Source organism: Demequina sp. NBRC 110055 (assembly GCF_002090135.1).
GTDB lineage: Bacteria > Actinomycetota > Actinomycetes > Actinomycetales > Demequinaceae > Demequina.
In genome coordinates, this window is record NZ_BBRL01000007.1 from 203,908 (window position 1) to 218,314 (window position 14,407).

16 protein-coding genes are annotated in these 14,407 nt (G+C 66.8%); 7 read left to right on the forward strand and 9 right to left on the reverse strand.

Going from position 1 to position 14,407, the window contains the following annotated elements; translation table 11 throughout:
- Positions 1-14: 14 nt before the first annotated feature.
- Complete coding sequence (gene pfkB / locus B7K24_RS09100; RefSeq protein ID WP_084130011.1) at positions 15-965, reverse strand: 1-phosphofructokinase; 951 nt, start codon at positions 963-965, stop codon at positions 15-17.
- Entirely contained in the window at positions 962-1,723 is a 762-nt protein-coding gene (locus tag B7K24_RS09105) for a DeoR/GlpR family DNA-binding transcription regulator (protein WP_084130012.1), read from the reverse strand. The genes pfkB and B7K24_RS09105 overlap by 4 nt, the downstream gene beginning before the upstream one ends.
- A gap of 241 nt (positions 1,724-1,964) precedes the next feature.
- Between B7K24_RS09105 and B7K24_RS09110 the strand changes: the two genes are divergently transcribed.
- A complete protein-coding gene (locus B7K24_RS09110) occupies positions 1,965-2,405 on the forward strand; it encodes a hypothetical protein (protein ID WP_084130013.1) in 441 nt (146 codons plus the stop codon).
- 336 nt (positions 2,406-2,741) lie between these two features.
- On the opposite strand, the gene B7K24_RS09120 is transcribed toward B7K24_RS09110, so the two are convergent.
- Together B7K24_RS09120 and B7K24_RS09125 are read right to left on the reverse strand one after the other, a co-directional pair.
- Complete coding sequence (locus tag B7K24_RS09120) at positions 2,742-3,347, reverse strand: response regulator (RefSeq protein WP_084130015.1); 606 nt, start codon at positions 3,345-3,347, stop codon at positions 2,742-2,744.
- Complete coding sequence (locus B7K24_RS09125; RefSeq protein ID WP_084130016.1) at positions 3,344-4,432, reverse strand: sensor histidine kinase; 1,089 nt, start codon at positions 4,430-4,432, stop codon at positions 3,344-3,346. The genes B7K24_RS09120 and B7K24_RS09125 overlap by 4 nt, the downstream gene beginning before the upstream one ends.
- A 165-nt stretch (positions 4,433-4,597) precedes the next feature.
- Here B7K24_RS09125 and B7K24_RS09130 point away from each other — a divergent pair, with 165 nt between their 5' ends.
- The 3 genes from B7K24_RS09130 (at position 4,598) to B7K24_RS09135 (ending at position 6,822) form a co-directional block, all read left to right on the forward strand.
- A complete protein-coding gene (locus B7K24_RS09130; RefSeq protein WP_084130017.1) occupies positions 4,598-5,107 on the forward strand; it encodes a small multi-drug export protein in 510 nt (169 codons plus the stop codon).
- A gap of 216 nt (positions 5,108-5,323) precedes the next feature.
- The gene (locus B7K24_RS13570) at positions 5,324-5,479 is read left to right on the forward strand and encodes a DUF6131 family protein (protein WP_200808316.1); all 156 of its coding nucleotides are present in this window, start codon (positions 5,324-5,326) and stop codon (positions 5,477-5,479) included.
- 692 nt (positions 5,480-6,171) lie between these two features.
- Entirely contained in the window at positions 6,172-6,822 is a 651-nt protein-coding gene (locus tag B7K24_RS09135; protein ID WP_084130018.1) for a hypothetical protein, read from the forward strand.
- 163 nt (positions 6,823-6,985) lie between these two features.
- Here the strand turns inward: B7K24_RS09135 and B7K24_RS13465 are convergent, their stop codons facing one another.
- Positions 6,986-7,213, reverse strand: a complete 228-nt coding sequence (locus B7K24_RS13465) for a hypothetical protein (RefSeq protein WP_159449203.1) — start codon at positions 7,211-7,213, stop codon at positions 6,986-6,988.
- Between the two features lie 439 nt (positions 7,214-7,652).
- Here B7K24_RS13465 and B7K24_RS09145 point away from each other — a divergent pair, with 439 nt between their 5' ends.
- Together B7K24_RS09145 and B7K24_RS09150 are read left to right on the forward strand one after the other, a co-directional pair.
- Positions 7,653-8,135, forward strand: a complete 483-nt coding sequence (locus B7K24_RS09145) for a TIR domain-containing protein (RefSeq protein WP_234986646.1) — start codon at positions 7,653-7,655, stop codon at positions 8,133-8,135.
- Positions 8,128-8,580: an HIT family protein gene (locus tag B7K24_RS09150; protein ID WP_084130020.1), complete on the forward strand. Its 453-nt coding sequence runs from the start codon at positions 8,128-8,130 to the stop codon at positions 8,578-8,580. The genes B7K24_RS09145 and B7K24_RS09150 overlap by 8 nt, the downstream gene beginning before the upstream one ends.
- Here B7K24_RS09150 and B7K24_RS13305 read toward each other — a convergent pair.
- Positions 8,577-9,047, reverse strand: coding sequence for a hypothetical protein (locus tag B7K24_RS13305; RefSeq protein ID WP_144268225.1), 471 nt, complete (start codon positions 9,045-9,047; stop codon positions 8,577-8,579). The genes B7K24_RS09150 and B7K24_RS13305 overlap by 4 nt on opposite strands.
- A 494-nt stretch (positions 9,048-9,541) precedes the next feature.
- Between B7K24_RS13305 and B7K24_RS09155 the strand changes: the two genes are divergently transcribed.
- Positions 9,542-11,131 (forward strand): DEAD/DEAH box helicase, encoded by a 1,590-nt coding sequence (locus tag B7K24_RS09155; RefSeq protein WP_084130021.1) that lies wholly within the window; start codon positions 9,542-9,544, stop codon positions 11,129-11,131.
- A gap of 60 nt (positions 11,132-11,191) precedes the next feature.
- On the opposite strand, the gene B7K24_RS09160 is transcribed toward B7K24_RS09155, so the two are convergent.
- The 3 genes from B7K24_RS09160 to B7K24_RS09170 form a co-directional block, all read right to left on the reverse strand.
- On the reverse strand, positions 11,192-12,358 hold the full coding sequence (locus tag B7K24_RS09160; RefSeq protein ID WP_084130022.1) for a DUF2510 domain-containing protein: 1,167 nt from the start codon (positions 12,356-12,358) through the stop codon (positions 11,192-11,194).
- 75 nt (positions 12,359-12,433) lie between these two features.
- On the reverse strand, positions 12,434-13,780 hold the full coding sequence (locus B7K24_RS09165) for a nicotinate phosphoribosyltransferase (protein WP_084130023.1): 1,347 nt from the start codon (positions 13,778-13,780) through the stop codon (positions 12,434-12,436).
- A 20-nt stretch (positions 13,781-13,800) separates the two neighbouring features.
- Positions 13,801-14,364 carry a YdeI family protein gene (locus B7K24_RS09170; RefSeq protein ID WP_084130024.1) on the reverse strand — a complete coding sequence of 188 codons (564 nt, stop codon included), beginning with the start codon at positions 14,362-14,364 and terminating at the stop codon, positions 13,801-13,803.
- Positions 14,365-14,407: the final 43 nt, after the last annotated feature.

The window sequence follows — 14,407 nt, forward strand, 5'->3', positions numbered from 1 at the left end:
GGGTCCTTCCAGGGTCAGCTCTGACCCAGCTCCATGGTGAGGTCGGGGGTGGTGGTGAGGTCGACGATGACGCCGGCCAACTGGGCGGGGGAGGGGACGCTACTTCCGGGCAGGCTCACGGCTGCGGAGCCCCACGCGACCGCTGCGCTCAGGGCCGCGGCGCCGTCGAGGCCCGTGGCGAGGCCGTGCAGCAGGCCCGCGAGCATGCAGTCGCCGGCGCCGACCGTCGACAGCGGGCGCTCGACGGTGGCGCGGGCGTGGAGGACGGCGGAGTCCGTGACGAGGAGCGCGCCGTGCGCTCCCAGGCTGACCGCCACGGTCGGGATGCCGTCGGCGACGAGCCCCTGGGCGGCATCAAGGACATCGCCGAGGGTGGGCAGGGAACGCCCGACCAGCTCGGCGAGCTCCTCGTGGTTGGGCTTGATGAGGTCGGGGGACGCCCCGATGGCCGCGGCGAGGGCTGGCCCGGAGCTGTCGATCGCGACCAGGGCGCCGGCGGCGTGCCCACGCTCAACGAGCGTCGCGTAGAGGTCTGTCGGCGCTCCCGGCGGCAGCGACCCGCAGCCCACCAGCCACGCGGAGCCGGCGGCGCGAGCGGCGGCGGCGTCGAGCAGCGACTCCAGCTCCGCGGCGCTGAGCGCGGGGCCGGGTTCGTTGAGCTTGGTGGTGGTGCCGTCGGGCTCGGCGACGGTGATGTTGACGCGGGCCGCACCGGCGACGGGCACGGATGCTCGTGGCACGCCTGCGTCATCGAGCAATTCGCCCAGCAGGACGCCCTCGGCGCCTCCGGCCGGGAGCACGGCGACGGCGTCGCCTCCCTGTGCGGTGATCGCGCGGGCAACGTTCAGACCCTTGCCGCCGGCGTCCACGTGGACCTCGGTAGCGCGGTTCACCTCGCCGCGCTCCAGGCGAGCGACGGTGATGGCGCGGTCCACGCTGGGGTTGGGGGTCAGGGTGACGATCATGCGCACACCACCTCGGCGCCCGCCTCGCGCAGCTCGTCGGCAATGTCGTCGGACAGATCGTCGTCCGTGACGATGAGGTCCACCTGCTCCAGAGACGCGAAACGGTGCAGGTGGTCGTCGCCCGCCTTCGACGAGTCGGCCGCGACGATGACGCGCCTGGCGGCCTTCGCCATCGCCGCCTTCGCGTGTGCCTCGGCTTGGTCCGGGGTAGTGAGGCCGCGGGCGGCCGAGAGTCCGTTGGTGCCCAGGATCGCGACGTCGACCACCAGCCCGGCGAGGGCCTGCGTGGTCCAGTCGCCTACGGCCGCGGCCGTGGTGCCGCGCACCGAGCCTCCCAGCACCAGCAGCGTGAGGTGAGGGCGCCCGGCGAGTGCGGCGGCCGCGGGGATGGAGTTCGTGACCACTGTGAGTTCGGCATCGGCCGGAAGCAGTTCGACGATCGCCTGTGTGGTGGATCCGGCGTCCAAAAGGACGGTGCCACCGGCGGGAATCTCCTCAAGCACGCGTGCCGCGATGCGACGCTTCACGTCGGTGCGTAGGGCGGTGCGGGAGGCGAGAGTGGGCTCGAGCTCGAGTCGCTCGACGGGAATGGCGCCGCCGTGAACGCGGCGGACGGCCCCGCGGCGCTCGAGGGCCGTGAGGTCGCGGCGGATGGTCTCCGTGGTGACGTCGAGCGCTTCGGCGAGCGAGGCGACCTCCACGCGGCCGTCGACGCGCGCGATCTCGAGGATGCGCTGCTGTCGCTCTGTGGCATACATCTGGGTGAACTCCCTTGTCCGGCTTCTCCGATGAAACCACAGAAAACAACACACTGCAACACAAAGCCACATGGGTTTCTGTGGGCGGCGTCGACGCGCCGCTGGGCGTCGGAGGCTCGCTACGCTGAGTACCAGGCGCTATCGCCTCAGGGGGGACAACATGAACCATCACGCGACGGACTCAAGCCACACGGTGGAGGGAAGCGCCTCAGCGAGCGAGTGGCCGCCAGGTGGGCACGTGATGGACGACTTCGCCGGCGTGGGCCGCTCGGGTCGGCGTGCGTATGCGGTGGGGATTGTCGGAGTGCTGCCCGTACCGCTGGTCTGGGGCTCCGGGTACGGCGAGCTCAGTTTGCCGTTCCTCGTGGTGGGAGCGGTGGCGATGCTCGTCGCGGCGCTCACCGTTCCCGGTCCGCTCGCGGACCCGGCCGTGGCCACGGCGAGAGGTGCCGCAAACTGGGCGCTCACCGTCCTTGGCCTGATCGGTGTGTACGCCGTCGCTACTGCAGCGCTGCCCATTCCGGACTCGTGGCCCCTGTGGCTTCCCGGCCTGTTCTGGGGTGCGCTGCACGTCGCGCATGTCGCCGTCGTGGTGGGCGGTGTGGCGCTCGCGCGGCCCGGCAAAGCCCTGCGCAACGCGGTGGCGGTGCCGTTCCTCAGCACCAGTGAGCCCCGCGCATGAGCGACGTAGCCGAGCACTCCGACACGGGCACCATCGTCGAGTGGGATGCCCACGAGGGCGTAGGCGTGGTGCGCAGCGACGAGCACTCACGGCTGGTCTGGATTCACTTCTCGATGCACGCCAGTCAGGGCGAAAGTTTCCTGTGGCGCCCGGGGTGCGAGTGTCCATCGAGTACAACGCGACCGTGGACCAAGACGGCTACGTCTGGGTGGGCGAGCGCGTGGTGGTCCTCGACTACGCCGCGCGCACCCAGCGCGCGTGGGTGTTCGCGCCGCGACCGCACCGAGGACTTCGCGGGAGGCCCCGTCTTCACCGACCAGTGCGATGGGCGGGCAGCTAGATCCAGCCGTGCTCGCGTGCGTAGCGTGCGGCATCATGCCTGGTGGTCGTGTGGGTCTTGCCGATCGCGCTGGAGAGGTAGTTGCGCACGGTGCCCTGGGCGAGGTGGAGGATGCGGGAGATGTCGGCGACCGAGTAGCCGTCGCTCGCCACGCGCAGCACGTCTAGTTCGCGATCCGTGAGGGGACAGTCGTCGATGAGGGCCTGGGCGGACACGGTTGCGTCGATGTAACGCCCACCCGCGGCCACCTCGCCGATGGCCTGCGCGATCACCGCTGGCTCGGACTGCTTGCCCAGGAATCCCCGCACGCCTAGCCGTAAAGCGCTGCGCAGGGTGCCCGGGCGCGCGTGCCGGGTGAGCATGAGGATGTGTTGCTGGGGGTGCTCTGCGAGGACGCTTCCGGCGACGGCGAGGCCGTCCATCCCGGGCATCTCGAGGTCGAGAACCAGCACGTCAGGCCGGTGCGTGCCGAAGGCCGCGAGGGCCTCCTCGCCGTCTGCCGCCTCGGCGACCACATCGATGTCGCCTTCGAGCGGCAGCAGAGTGGCGAGCGCAGTGCGGATCAGGCCCTCGTCGTCGGCCAGGACTACGGAGATCGTCATCGTGGGCCATCTGCGAAGGCGAGGCTCAGCGTGAATTCATCCTCGCGTTGCGCGACCGTGAGCGAGCCGCCCGCGGCGGCGACGCGTTCCCGAAGGGCCGCGAGCCCGCGCAGCGGGCGGGTCTCGGAGTCGGCCCCATCGTTGGTGATCGCCATGGCATCGGCCGTCACCTCGATGTGGACCGCGGTGGGGCTGGGGTGGCGCAGGATGTTGGTGGTGCCTTCTCTGAGGACGAGCGCGAACACCTCGTCGTTCACGGGGGAGGAGTCCGCGCCGTCGACGTCGACCTCGATCCCGGTGGCGGAGATGAGGGCCGAGGCGTTAGCGAGTTCCGCCGAGAAGGACAGTTGTCGCGTGGAGTTGACGAGTAGCTGCGCCTGTTCGATGGTCTCGCCGGTGAGACGTTCGATGTCGGCCAGTTCCATCGCGACCCGCTCGGGATCGGTGTGCTGCAACTTTGCCGCGACCGCCGCCTTGAGCTTAATCACGTGCAGGGTGTGGCCCTGAATGTCGTGAAGGTCTGCGGCGAACCGGACCCGCTCCTTCATGACGGCGAGTTCTGCCTCGGTGTGACGCATGCTGTCGAGGTCGGTGAAGAGCCGCCACGTGATGTCGTTGAGCCAGAAGACGGCGGCGAAGATGACGGTGTACCAGAGGCCCACAATGAGGTAGCTGCCGGTGGCGTCGGGCTGGGTGATGAGGCTGAGCAGGGCGGTGGCCTCGACGACGAGAAGCACGGTGAACGCGGTGGCGTAACGGCTGTCGCGACGCGTGGCGACGGCGATGCCGCCGGCGACCGCGACGCCAATGACCGTCGCTGGATCCATGCCCACCAGCACGGCGACGATCCAGGTGGCCTCGCCGATCGCGAGCGCTCCCATCAGATAGGCGCGGCGCGGCGGCGCATGCCACTGCGAGGAGATACCGGCCGCGGCGATGAGGCTGGGCGTCACGGCGAGGATCTCCCAGATAGGAGGCGTCGAGACGACGAGCGGGACGGCTCCCACGGCCACCACCGTCGCGACCATCACGGCGGTGGTGATGGCTCGCATGCGCCGCAGCGGGCGCACCTCGGTGGTGCTCATGGCAGACCATCCTGCCTGCTTGCGCCGGCCGCGACCAGTGACGCTGTGTCACATCGCAAAGGTGACTCGACGGCACTTCTGAGAACAGGGGATCCGACGGACAGTGGTGGCGTTCATCGGGGCCGGAAGAGCTGGCCCTGTCGCTCGTATTGAGGAGAGGAACGCATGTTCTCCGATTCCATCGCCGAATTCATCATGACGCTCACCGAATGGGTCGCTGGCCTCGAGTCGTGGCAGCAGTTGGGTGCGTTGATCCTGATCAGCGCGATTCCGTTCGTCGAGTCCTACTCGGGCAGCTTCCTTGGCGTGCTCGTCGGCATTAACCCCTTCGTGGCCGTCATCGCGGCCGTGATTGGCAACACCATCAGCACATTCGCGCTGATCGCCGGTGCGGGCCGCGCGCGCACTGCCGTGACCGGCAACGGTTCCGAGAAGGAACTCACCGAGCGCCAGGTGCGCCGGCGCGCGAAGATCTCCAAGTACTTCGATCGCTTTGGCGTTCCTGGAGTCTCGCTGCTGGGACCGCTCGCGCTGCCCAGCCAGTTCACCGGTCCTGCGATGGTCGCGCTCGGCGCCTCGAAGCGCTCGGTGTACTTCTGGATGGGCATCTCGATCATTGCCTGGGGAGTGCTGTTCGGCTTCTTCAGCCACCTGGTGGTCGACTGGATCTACTGATCGCGCCACCGCTGCGGACTCCGCGTCGAGCGCCGTCGGTGACGGGGGGCATAGGTGCGCGCGAAGTGCGAAGACGACGACGTCCTGGAGTCCTCTCTACGGGCTTTTGCCATTCGAGCCTTGCGAACCGGGAAGATACGTGGGGTTTTCGGCGTTACCGATCGCGACAATGTCCCCACGGCCTTGGCAACGAGGCCGCGATAGATTGGAACCGCAGTGATTATTCTCGGTCTGATTCTCTTCCTTATCGGCCTTCTTGCCTCGATCGGCATCCTGCAGACGATCGGCATCGTGCTCATGATCGTTGGCCTCGTGCTGGCGCTGCTGGGACGCTCGGGCCGGAGCATCGGCGGGCGGAAGCACTGGTTCTGATAGTGGGCGTTCAGCCTTCGAGTTGAGGTGTGACCTCGCTCTCATTAAGAGGCGGGCATTCGGGAGTGATTCCCCGGGTGCCCGCCTCTGGCTTCTTGCGCTGACATTGCCTAGGCGCGACCGGAGAGGCTGCGAGGCTTGTCAGCGGCGCGTTGTGGTGGCACCCATGCGATGCGGCCGCGAGAGGAGATCTTGATCCTGACACGTGGTTGTGCGAGTCTCTTGCTAGCCGTGGGGCTTACTTCTGGCGTCGTGGATGTGAGGCACGCCCATGAAGGCGGATCAGATAAGTGCTGATTGACCTTCCCAACTTACTGGGAGAGGTCATGAGGGTTTGCGCAAAGAGGCCGTACCGAGATGCGAGGGCCGCGGGGGTCGCCCTGCGGGCAATCCGGCGTGGGTACCAGAGGACGGGCAAGAAGTTGCCCGCCGCTGTGCATTGGTGCGTTCAGTGCTTGTGTTGGCACATCACGTCGAAGCGCGCGTCGGGACGTCGAGCTAGTGAGTGGCAGCGCCAGGCGAATTGCCCGGTGCGATGGCAATGAGTGCACTAGGTCGCCGCGTGACGCAACTCGTCGGTACACCCTCGGCAATGGGTGCACATCGAACCTTAAGACCAGCGACCGCCCGTAGTTCCCCGTGATCGCGACCTTGCAGGTGAGATTGTACGTCTTTCCTGTAGTTTTGCCGGCATGTCGAAACTGCGAAGCGTGCATGGCGAGACGGCCACCTTGACGTTCACCATTCCGATGCTCCCATCGCACGATGCCGAAGAGCTCGCTGCCGCACTCCTTATTGCTCGCTCATGGGTTGGCGACATGATTGAGCAGACTCTGCAAACGGCCGAGTTGCCCAACCTTTTTGAGGAACCCGCGTGGTTCAGGGACGAGCTACGTATCTCGGAACCATGGGGGCTGCCATATGGCGAAGACTATGCGGCACTGCGGCGCGCGATTGAACGAACCCTTCGCGGGTTGTGGCCCGAGGAAGACGCGTTGTTGCGCGAAGAAGTGGTTTTTAACCACATCTCTAAGCTATCTGCGGGTAGCCCGCTTGTCTTCGAGGTCGATGTCATTCTCGTGCTTCAGGCAATTGGGGGACTCAGCGTTGATTTGGCCGTAGGCGTGGGGGCGAATTTTATCTACGAGTTCTTAGCCCGTGCGCGAGACGCCGAGCGCCGCGGCACTGTGCCCAAGAGTGGTCAAACTCGCAAAAAGGTGTCTGGACGCGAGCGCGGCGCGGTGAGCCTCGAAGGAGAGTTCGAGTTCGGGCGCATTCGGATGCGTGGCCGATACACGCATGGAAAGTCGACTTCATTCGACTATTACCAGGAGGACTTCTGACCTGCAGGAGAAGTAGTTCCGTTGGGCCTGGTTGAGTCAACCGAGGAGGTAACAGGCCAATTCGCAGATCCGTCCCTTCCCTCGATCTTGGCTACTCCTTTCCTCGGTGCCTCTCGGCCTGGCCGACGTGACGTCGGCCGGGCCACTGCTTCTCGCACCGCCGTCACTTCGCTCGCGAAGCGGTCGCCAAATACTCCTCTCGCGCGGCCGCGAAACACCGCTTCGCCTCGACGGCTTCAGCCTTCTTGAGAACTCGCTCAGCATTCGCCTTCTGGCCCCCTATCCGACCTCCGTATGTCTCCCGGTGCGCTTGCTCCGCGACGTACAGGCGGACAAACTCTGCGGATTCGGAGTCCGCGATGCCGTCCAGGTACGCGACTGTGCGCCGCATGGCGGAGCCTCGCGCGGCCCACTTGCTCTTGTGAGCGCGGCGTCCGCACACAGCGCCCGACGCCGCGACGGCAACCAGGCACCAAATGGCGATGGCCAGGCCGAGAAAGACCACATCCTCCGGGTACCCAAGGCACGGGGCGTGGGACGAGCTGACGCTTGGAAGTGCAAGAGCAGCATCGACGCCCGCCGTCGTTAGCCATGTCTTCCAATTTTCGATACCCATGACGCGAGGAGGCGGCGTAAAGGATGCCTGCGAGTTCTTAAGCGTCCCAGTCACGACCGATAGTTACCGATGCCGGCACGAAGTATGGGCGCGACATGGCAGACCGGCGCAGTGGAAAAATAGACTGCGGAATACCGCTGTCTGTATCGTGGGTTAGGTGCAACACGGAGATTGACGTTTACACGACTAATCATAATGACCGAGGGGGTCGGAAGTGGCAGTGTTCTTGAGTTTTCATTACGGACGCGACGCGATGAGGGTTCAGCAGATTCTCAACATGGGCGCCGTTGAAGGACAGACGATCCTCAGCGCTCAGGATTGGGAGAGTGTCAAGAACGAGGGTGATGCGGCGGTAGAAAACTGGATCGCCGAGCAGATGAAGTACAAGCGGGCGGTGGTCGTTCTCGTCGGCCAGGAGACCGCGAGCAGAGAGTGGGTGGACTACGAGATTCGGAAGGCGTGGAACGACGGCAAGAAGGTTCTAGGAGTGCGAATCCACGGGCTCGCTGACCCCGCAAATGGCAGAGATCGACAAGGGGCCAACCCATTCGCCGGGATCAAGTTGAAGAACGGCAGCGACTTGGGCGACATAGTCCCAGTTTTCAATCCGAGCGGCCCTGACAGTAAGGGTGTCTACGCCTCCATTAAGGAGAACTGGGACACGTGGGTCGACCAAGGTGTTAGCCGGAGTGCCTAGTTTCTATGCCGGCACGGCGTGTCCATTCTGCCGAATAGTCGATGGAGATGACCCGGATGTCCGTGTTGTGTTTCGTACTGAGGGCGTAGCAGCCTTCTTTCCAACGGAGCCGGCGGTCTTGGGGCACACGCTCTTGGTACCCGCACGCCATGTGACCTATCTGTGGGACCTCACGCCTCAGGAAGCCGCGCAGCTCGGGCAGGCTAGTCGCAGCCTCGCCCGAGTAATGGTTGAGACGCTCGCCCCGCAGGGCTTGAGTCTTATCCAGTCAAACGGGGAAGTCGCAAGCCAAACAGTTGAGCATGTGCACTTCCATCTCGTACCGAGGTGGAACGGCGACGCCATCGGCACAATTTGGCCGCCGGAGACGTCATACAGCGAGAGTTCCAAGGACCTAGTGTGGGAGCGGCTTGCAAGAGCTTGTGCTAGAGACGTCAGAGCCTAGTGAGCCACCACTGCAATAGCTGTTCCTACGATCGCCACCGGTCCGTAGAAGCCGAGTGTCGCCCATGAGCCAGCAACTTTCCGCCATCTACAGTTGGGGGCACGGCAGTCGGCTGCTCCACCGAGCGGGGCGCGGTAGTAGACCGAGGCGTTCAGGTTATACGGTGCAGTCTTCCCCGACACCACGTCGGAAAACAGTGCACGGTACGCACGCTCTTCGCGAAGATATCGGATATCGAGATTCCAAAACAGCACGGTTGCAAGCACGCCCAGTGTGGCGACCGTCCAGGCCTGTTGAGTGAGCGCATAGCCGTAGGTAGCCGTGACAACCGGTAGCAACCAACTCTTGGCCGTTGCTGAGCTAGTTGACATTCGAACGATGATGGCCTGGATAAGGTCGATATGATGTTGTTGCGAGACGCTAAACACCGGGTTGTCCCCGCTTGAGGGCGACTCGGCTGAAGTCATAGCGCCATTTTGCCATGATGTCCGCTCGTCGCGCGTGGCCGCGCGCTTGACGTGATCTAGTGGCATTACTCGGGGCATCCCTGACGCCCCGCATGTCGCTCTAGGGTCACGAGAGATACGGGCATGCAGCGCCACCGCGCTTCGTTGGTTCATTGGGACGCATCGACGAGTCGCTGCTTATGATGTCCTAATCCGCGCTCACGTGGCCGATCCGGGCCTAGCGGCAACCCACCTGCTATAGTTGACGATTGTGTTCGGCTCCTGCCGGGCATGCGTCGCAGATTGCTTCTCCTTCTCGCCGGCGCCACCGTCCCAGACACGGACCGAGTGGTGCCAGGCTCGTAGAAATCCTCTCTTCGGCGAACGAACGCGTGTCCCCATCGCGATTCGCCACCATCGCCGGTGCTCTGTGTGACGGAAACCCGCCACGAGAGAACTGAAACGCGCCGCGAAAGCCGGCGCGTGCATCGGCCGCTTTAAGGAAAGACACCTACGTGACTGTCACTTTCGCCGACCTCGGCGTGCCCACCGCCCTCACTACCGTGCTGGAGCGCGAGGGCAAGACCACCCCGTTCCCCATTCAGGAGAACACCCTTCCCGACACCCTTCCCGGACGTGATGTCCTGGGCCGCGGCAAGACCGGCTCCGGCAAGACGCTGGCGTTCTCGCTGCCCGTCGTCGCCCGCCTTGGCTCCAAGGGCGGCAAGGCCAAGCCCGGCCGTCCCCGCGCGCTGATCCTCGCGCCGACCCGCGAGCTCGCGACCCAGATCGACGCCGTCATCGCCCCGCTCGCGGAGGCCTACGGCATGTCGACCACCACCATCTTCGGCGGTATCTCGCAGCAGCGTCAGGAGCGTGCCATGGCACGTGGCGTCGACATCGTCGTCGCCTGCCCCGGTCGCCTTGAGGACCTCATGGGCCAGCGCATCGTGTCGCTCGACAACGTCGAGATCACCGTGCTCGACGAGGCCGACCACATGGCCGACCTCGGCTTCCTCCCCGGTGTCACGCGCATCATGAACGCGACGCCCGCCAACGGCCAGCGCCTGCTGTTCTCCGCCACGCTCGACAACGGCGTGGACAAGCTCGTCAAGCGCTTCCTCAACAACCCGACCACGCACAGCGTCGACTCGGCCGAGAGCCCCGTCGAGGCTATGACGCACCACGTCTTCCACGTGGCCGATGCCGAGGCCAAGAAGAACGTGGTCCGCGCCCTCGCGTCGGGCACCGGTCGTCGTGTGCTGTTCATGCGTACCAAGCACCACGCCAAGCGCCTGGCCAAGCAGCTCACCTCCGACGGCATTCCCGCCGTCGACCTGCATGGCAACCTGTCGCAGAACGCTCGTGACCGCAACCTCGCGGCCTTCGCCGAGGGACGCGTGAAGGTCCTCGTCGCGACCGACGTCGCCGCGCGCGGCGTCCACGTCGACGGCGTCGAGCTCGTAGTTCACGTGGACCCGCCGGCCGAGCACAAGGCGTACCTGCACCGCTCGGGCCGTACCGCCCGTGCCGGTTCCTCCGGTGACGTCGCGACCATCGTGCTGCCCGAGCAGCGCCGCGACACTGACCAGCTGCTGCGCAAGGCCAAGATCACCGTGCGTCCCGAGAAGGTCAACGACTCGTCGCCCGCCGTGGTGGCGCTGATCGGCGAGCGCGCCGAGCGCGTCTCCGCCGCTGCGGCCGAGATTGCCGTGGCCGGCACCGGTCCGCAGAAGCAGGGCCAGGGCCGTGGCAACGGTGGTCGCGGCAACGGCGGCGCCCGTGCCAACGGTGGCGGTCGCGCGCGCGGTGGTGCTGGAAACGGAACCGGCAACGGCGGCGGCCAGGGGCGCGGTCGCGGCGGCAACGCCGGCCAGGGCGGTTCGGGCCAGGGCGGCCAGGGGAGTGGACGTGGTCGGAGCCGCGGCGCCAACGGCGCAGCCCGCTCGACGGCCACCGCCAACGAGCAGGGCGCGACGCGTCAGGCGGGCGGCAGCGGCTCGGGCGGTGCACGCTCGGGTGGTCGCCGTCCCCAGTCCCACAGCGGCGGACACCGTTCGGCCGCTGACTTCTCCGCCTCGCGCGGCGGTCGTCGCTCGCGCTAAGCCGTCGTAGATATCGCCAGGGCCCGGACACCGCGAGGTGTCCGGGCCCATGTGCTTGCCTTACGCAAATGCGCCGATCTGCGCGTCCACCATCCAGTCGGTGTCCTCGGTGCGATTCGACAGCAGGGGATCGCTCGCGTCGAGCAGCAGGTAGTCGTGTTCCAGGAGCGGCCCGCCGGGGTCGTCCCACGTCGTGTCGACCACCAGCCACTGGCCGTCGATCAGCACCTTGTTCCAGGCGTGCCCGCCCACCGTCATGCCGTCCGCCACGTTGCCGGTGACCTGTATGGCGTCCAGGCCCGCGGCATCGGCCATCGCGAGGAACGCCTGTGCGTAACCGTTGCACACCGCGGTGCCGTCCGCGAAGATCCCGTAGGCCTCTTGCGAGCGTTCGACCATGGGCCCTTCGGTGGCGCCGGCGTTCATCGCCTCGTAGGTGGCGTAGTCGTAGTCGGCGAGGCCCACGATGTAGTCGTGGATGGCCGTCACCTTGTCGCGGTCGCTGACGGCCTGGCTCGCGCCTGACGCGGCAATCCCCACCCGCGCGGCCGCATACGTGACCGCGCGTCGCCGCTCAGCCTCCTCGTCCGAGTACACGTATTGGGGTTCGAGGAACACCTTGCCGCCGCGTTCCTGGTAGAAGCCGCCGCCGCCAAATGCGTACGGGTTCTGTATGTACGCCTCGGTGTAGGCGTCGAACACGCCCTCCTGGCCCACCTCACGCGCCCACGGGGTGACGTCGATGCGGTCCTCCTGCACCAGCAGGCTCTCCTCGATGTGGCGCACCAACTCGGTGCTGCCGAACGTGGGGTAGCCGCTTACTGGTGTGTCGACCATCGCGATCTGGGCGGCCGTGGCGAGGTCAAAGACAGGCGCGCCGGTCTCGCCGATGAGAGCCCATGCCGGGACATACCCGTGTGTGCCGGCCCACTGATACGCGTTCACCGCAACGATCGCGATGGCGAGGCACGCGAGGATGACCTTGCCTGGATTACGCCGCTTGACCGGCGTCGGCGTCCACGCCCGAGGCGTGTAGGCGGCCGATGCGATGGTCCCCGTCTCGACCTTGCTCACCCGGTCTCGGGTGCGGCCCGTCCAGCGGGCCCCGTCCCAGTAACGCTCCAGATGCGTCTCACTGGGGTCGGGGAGCCACCCCGGCGCGGGCAGGCGCGGTGTGGCAGGCCGGCGTGCAGGCTCGTCGAAGTGCCCGTCCGGATAGAACGTCATTGCTGGTATCCCCCTCAGCAGCCGACCGGGTCGGCGTAGCTCCGAGGCTAGCGCGTGTGGCCGCGATCGGGAAGATCAGCCCTCGCGGGTGCCGAGTTTTGCCAGCCGTGGGGAGAGGGCCACCGGCGCAGGATCGTCGCTAGGCCCGAAGCCGCGCAGTCGCCGGGGGAGTGAGGCAAGCCCGGCCGCACAGCGCTCGCGGGCGGCCGTCAGGCCGTCCGTCCCGTGAGCCGCGCCGTCGATAACGGAGCCCGACCGCATGGCCCGCGCGAGCATCGGCCGCCCTTCAATACCGGCCTCGTCGGCGCCGCCGATCGTGTCGCCGACCAGCACGCCATCGCGCTCGACTCGCCACACCTGCTTGAGGCCGGGGAGGGAGCGTTTACCAGGGGAGAGCTTTTGCACGGGGCGGCCGTCGTACTCGGCGAGTTTGTAGACGGCGCTCATCGCGGGGGCATCGGCGGCAACGCCCATTTGAGTGCCCACGCCGAAGGCGTCGATGGGCGCGCCGGCCTGCAGGAGGTCGGCGATGCGGCGCTCGTCGAGGTCGCTGCTGGCCACAATGCGCACGTCCGTCAGGCCACCGTGATCGAGGATGTCGCGCACCTCGTGCGACAGCGCCGCGAGGTTGCCCGAGTCGAGCCGCACGCCCTGGACGCGGATGCCCTCGGCCGCGAGTTCGTGCGCGACCTGCACGACGTTGCGGGCGCCCTGGAGCGTGTCGTACGTGTCGATGAGCAGGGTCGATGCGGTGGGGAAGTCGCGAGCAAAGGCTCGGAACGCGTCGCGCTCGTCGTCGTAGGACATGACGTAGGAATGCGCCATGGTGCCGCTCAGCGGGATGCCGAAGGTCTTGCCCGCGAGGACATTGCTGGTGGCCGCTGCTCCCGCCAGGTACGCCGCCCGGGCGCCACTGAGCGCCGCCTCGGGCCCGTGGGTGCGACGCGCGGCGAAGTCCACGAACTGGCGGTCGCCGCAGGCGAGCGCGACGCGCGCGGCCTTCGATGCAATGGCCGTCTGGTGGCCGACGAACGTGAGAAGCGCGGTCTCGACGATCTGCGCCTCGATGAGCGGCGCCGTGACGCGCACCAGCGGCTCTTCGGGGAACACGATCTCACCCTCGGGGATGGCCCAGACGTCACCAGTAAAGGTGAGGGCGGCGAGGTGCTCGAGGAAGGCGTCGTCGAACTGTTTCAGGCTGCGGAGGAACCCGATGTCGCTGTCGGTGAAACGCAGGTTTTCCAGGTACGTCAGCGCGTCGGCGAGGCCTGCCATGACGAGGAAGCGGCGTTCGGGCGGGAGCCGACGGACGAACAGGTCGAACGTCGCTGTCGCGGTGCGGCCCTGGGCAAAGTGGCTCGCGGCCATCGTCAATTCATACTGATCCGTGGTGAGCGCGCTCACGGCGGCCGCGTCCTTCATGCGACCCATCGTAGGCAGGCTCACCCGCCCAACTTCGCGACCAGGCGAGCGATGTACGTGGCCCGTGCTTCGGCATCGGCCGTCTGGATTCTCGCAAGGTGAGGGAATCGCTCTGCTTTGCTGAGCGCATCCCATGCGGCCGATGCCGCGGGTGCGTTGGTGAGCGCCGCCGCCAGATCATCGGGGACGGTCGCGGTGGCTTGGCCCTCGTACGCGCGTTCCCACCGGCCGTCTGCTTGCGCTTTGTCGATCTCGGACTGGCCGCGCGGGCGCATGCGGCCCTCCCCGACGAGTCGCGCGACGTGAGTGACGTTGCGCTGCGACCACACGGAGCGGGCGCGTCGCGGGGTGAAGTGTTGGAGGAAGGTGCGCTCGTCGTTCGAGCGGCGGCGGCCGTCGATCCAGCCGCTGCACAGCGCCTCATCGAGGGCCTCGGCGTAGGTAAGGGTGGTGACGGGGGAGCCGACCTTCTTGGTCAGGGTGAGCCAGACGCCTGTCGACGTGTCTTCGTAGGCGTCGAGCCAGGCGCGCCAAGCGGCTTGGTCCTCCACGGTGAGGCGGTCGGGTTCCGGCGTGGTCGGCATGTCCCCATTCTGGACCTACCTGGGGTTTCTGGCGATGCGTCCG

Bases quoted from the DNA above. Each gene is read 5' to 3' on its own strand.
- pfkB (WP_084130011.1), bottom strand. From the start codon at position 965: ATGATCGTCACCCTGACCCCCAACCCCAGCGTGGACCGCGCCATCACC.
- B7K24_RS09105 (WP_084130012.1), bottom strand. From the start codon at position 1,723: ATGTATGCCACAGAGCGACAGCAGCGCATCCTCGAGATCGCGCGCGTC.
- B7K24_RS09110 (WP_084130013.1), top strand. From the start codon at position 1,965: ATGGACGACTTCGCCGGCGTGGGCCGCTCGGGTCGGCGTGCGTATGCG.
- B7K24_RS09120 (WP_084130015.1), bottom strand. From the start codon at position 3,347: ATGACGATCTCCGTAGTCCTGGCCGACGACGAGGGCCTGATCCGCACT.
- B7K24_RS09125 (WP_084130016.1), bottom strand. From the start codon at position 4,432: ATGAGCACCACCGAGGTGCGCCCGCTGCGGCGCATGCGAGCCATCACC.
- B7K24_RS09130 (WP_084130017.1), top strand. From the start codon at position 4,598: ATGTTCTCCGATTCCATCGCCGAATTCATCATGACGCTCACCGAATGG.
- B7K24_RS09135 (WP_084130018.1), top strand. From the start codon at position 6,172: ATGTCGAAACTGCGAAGCGTGCATGGCGAGACGGCCACCTTGACGTTC.
- B7K24_RS13465 (WP_159449203.1), bottom strand. From the start codon at position 7,213: ATGCGGCGCACAGTCGCGTACCTGGACGGCATCGCGGACTCCGAATCC.
- B7K24_RS13305 (WP_144268225.1), bottom strand. From the start codon at position 9,047: ATGACTTCAGCCGAGTCGCCCTCAAGCGGGGACAACCCGGTGTTTAGC.
- B7K24_RS09160 (WP_084130022.1), bottom strand. From the start codon at position 12,358: ATGACGTTCTATCCGGACGGGCACTTCGACGAGCCTGCACGCCGGCCT.
- B7K24_RS09165 (WP_084130023.1), bottom strand. From the start codon at position 13,780: ATGAAGGACGCGGCCGCCGTGAGCGCGCTCACCACGGATCAGTATGAA.
- B7K24_RS09170 (WP_084130024.1), bottom strand. From the start codon at position 14,364: ATGCCGACCACGCCGGAACCCGACCGCCTCACCGTGGAGGACCAAGCC.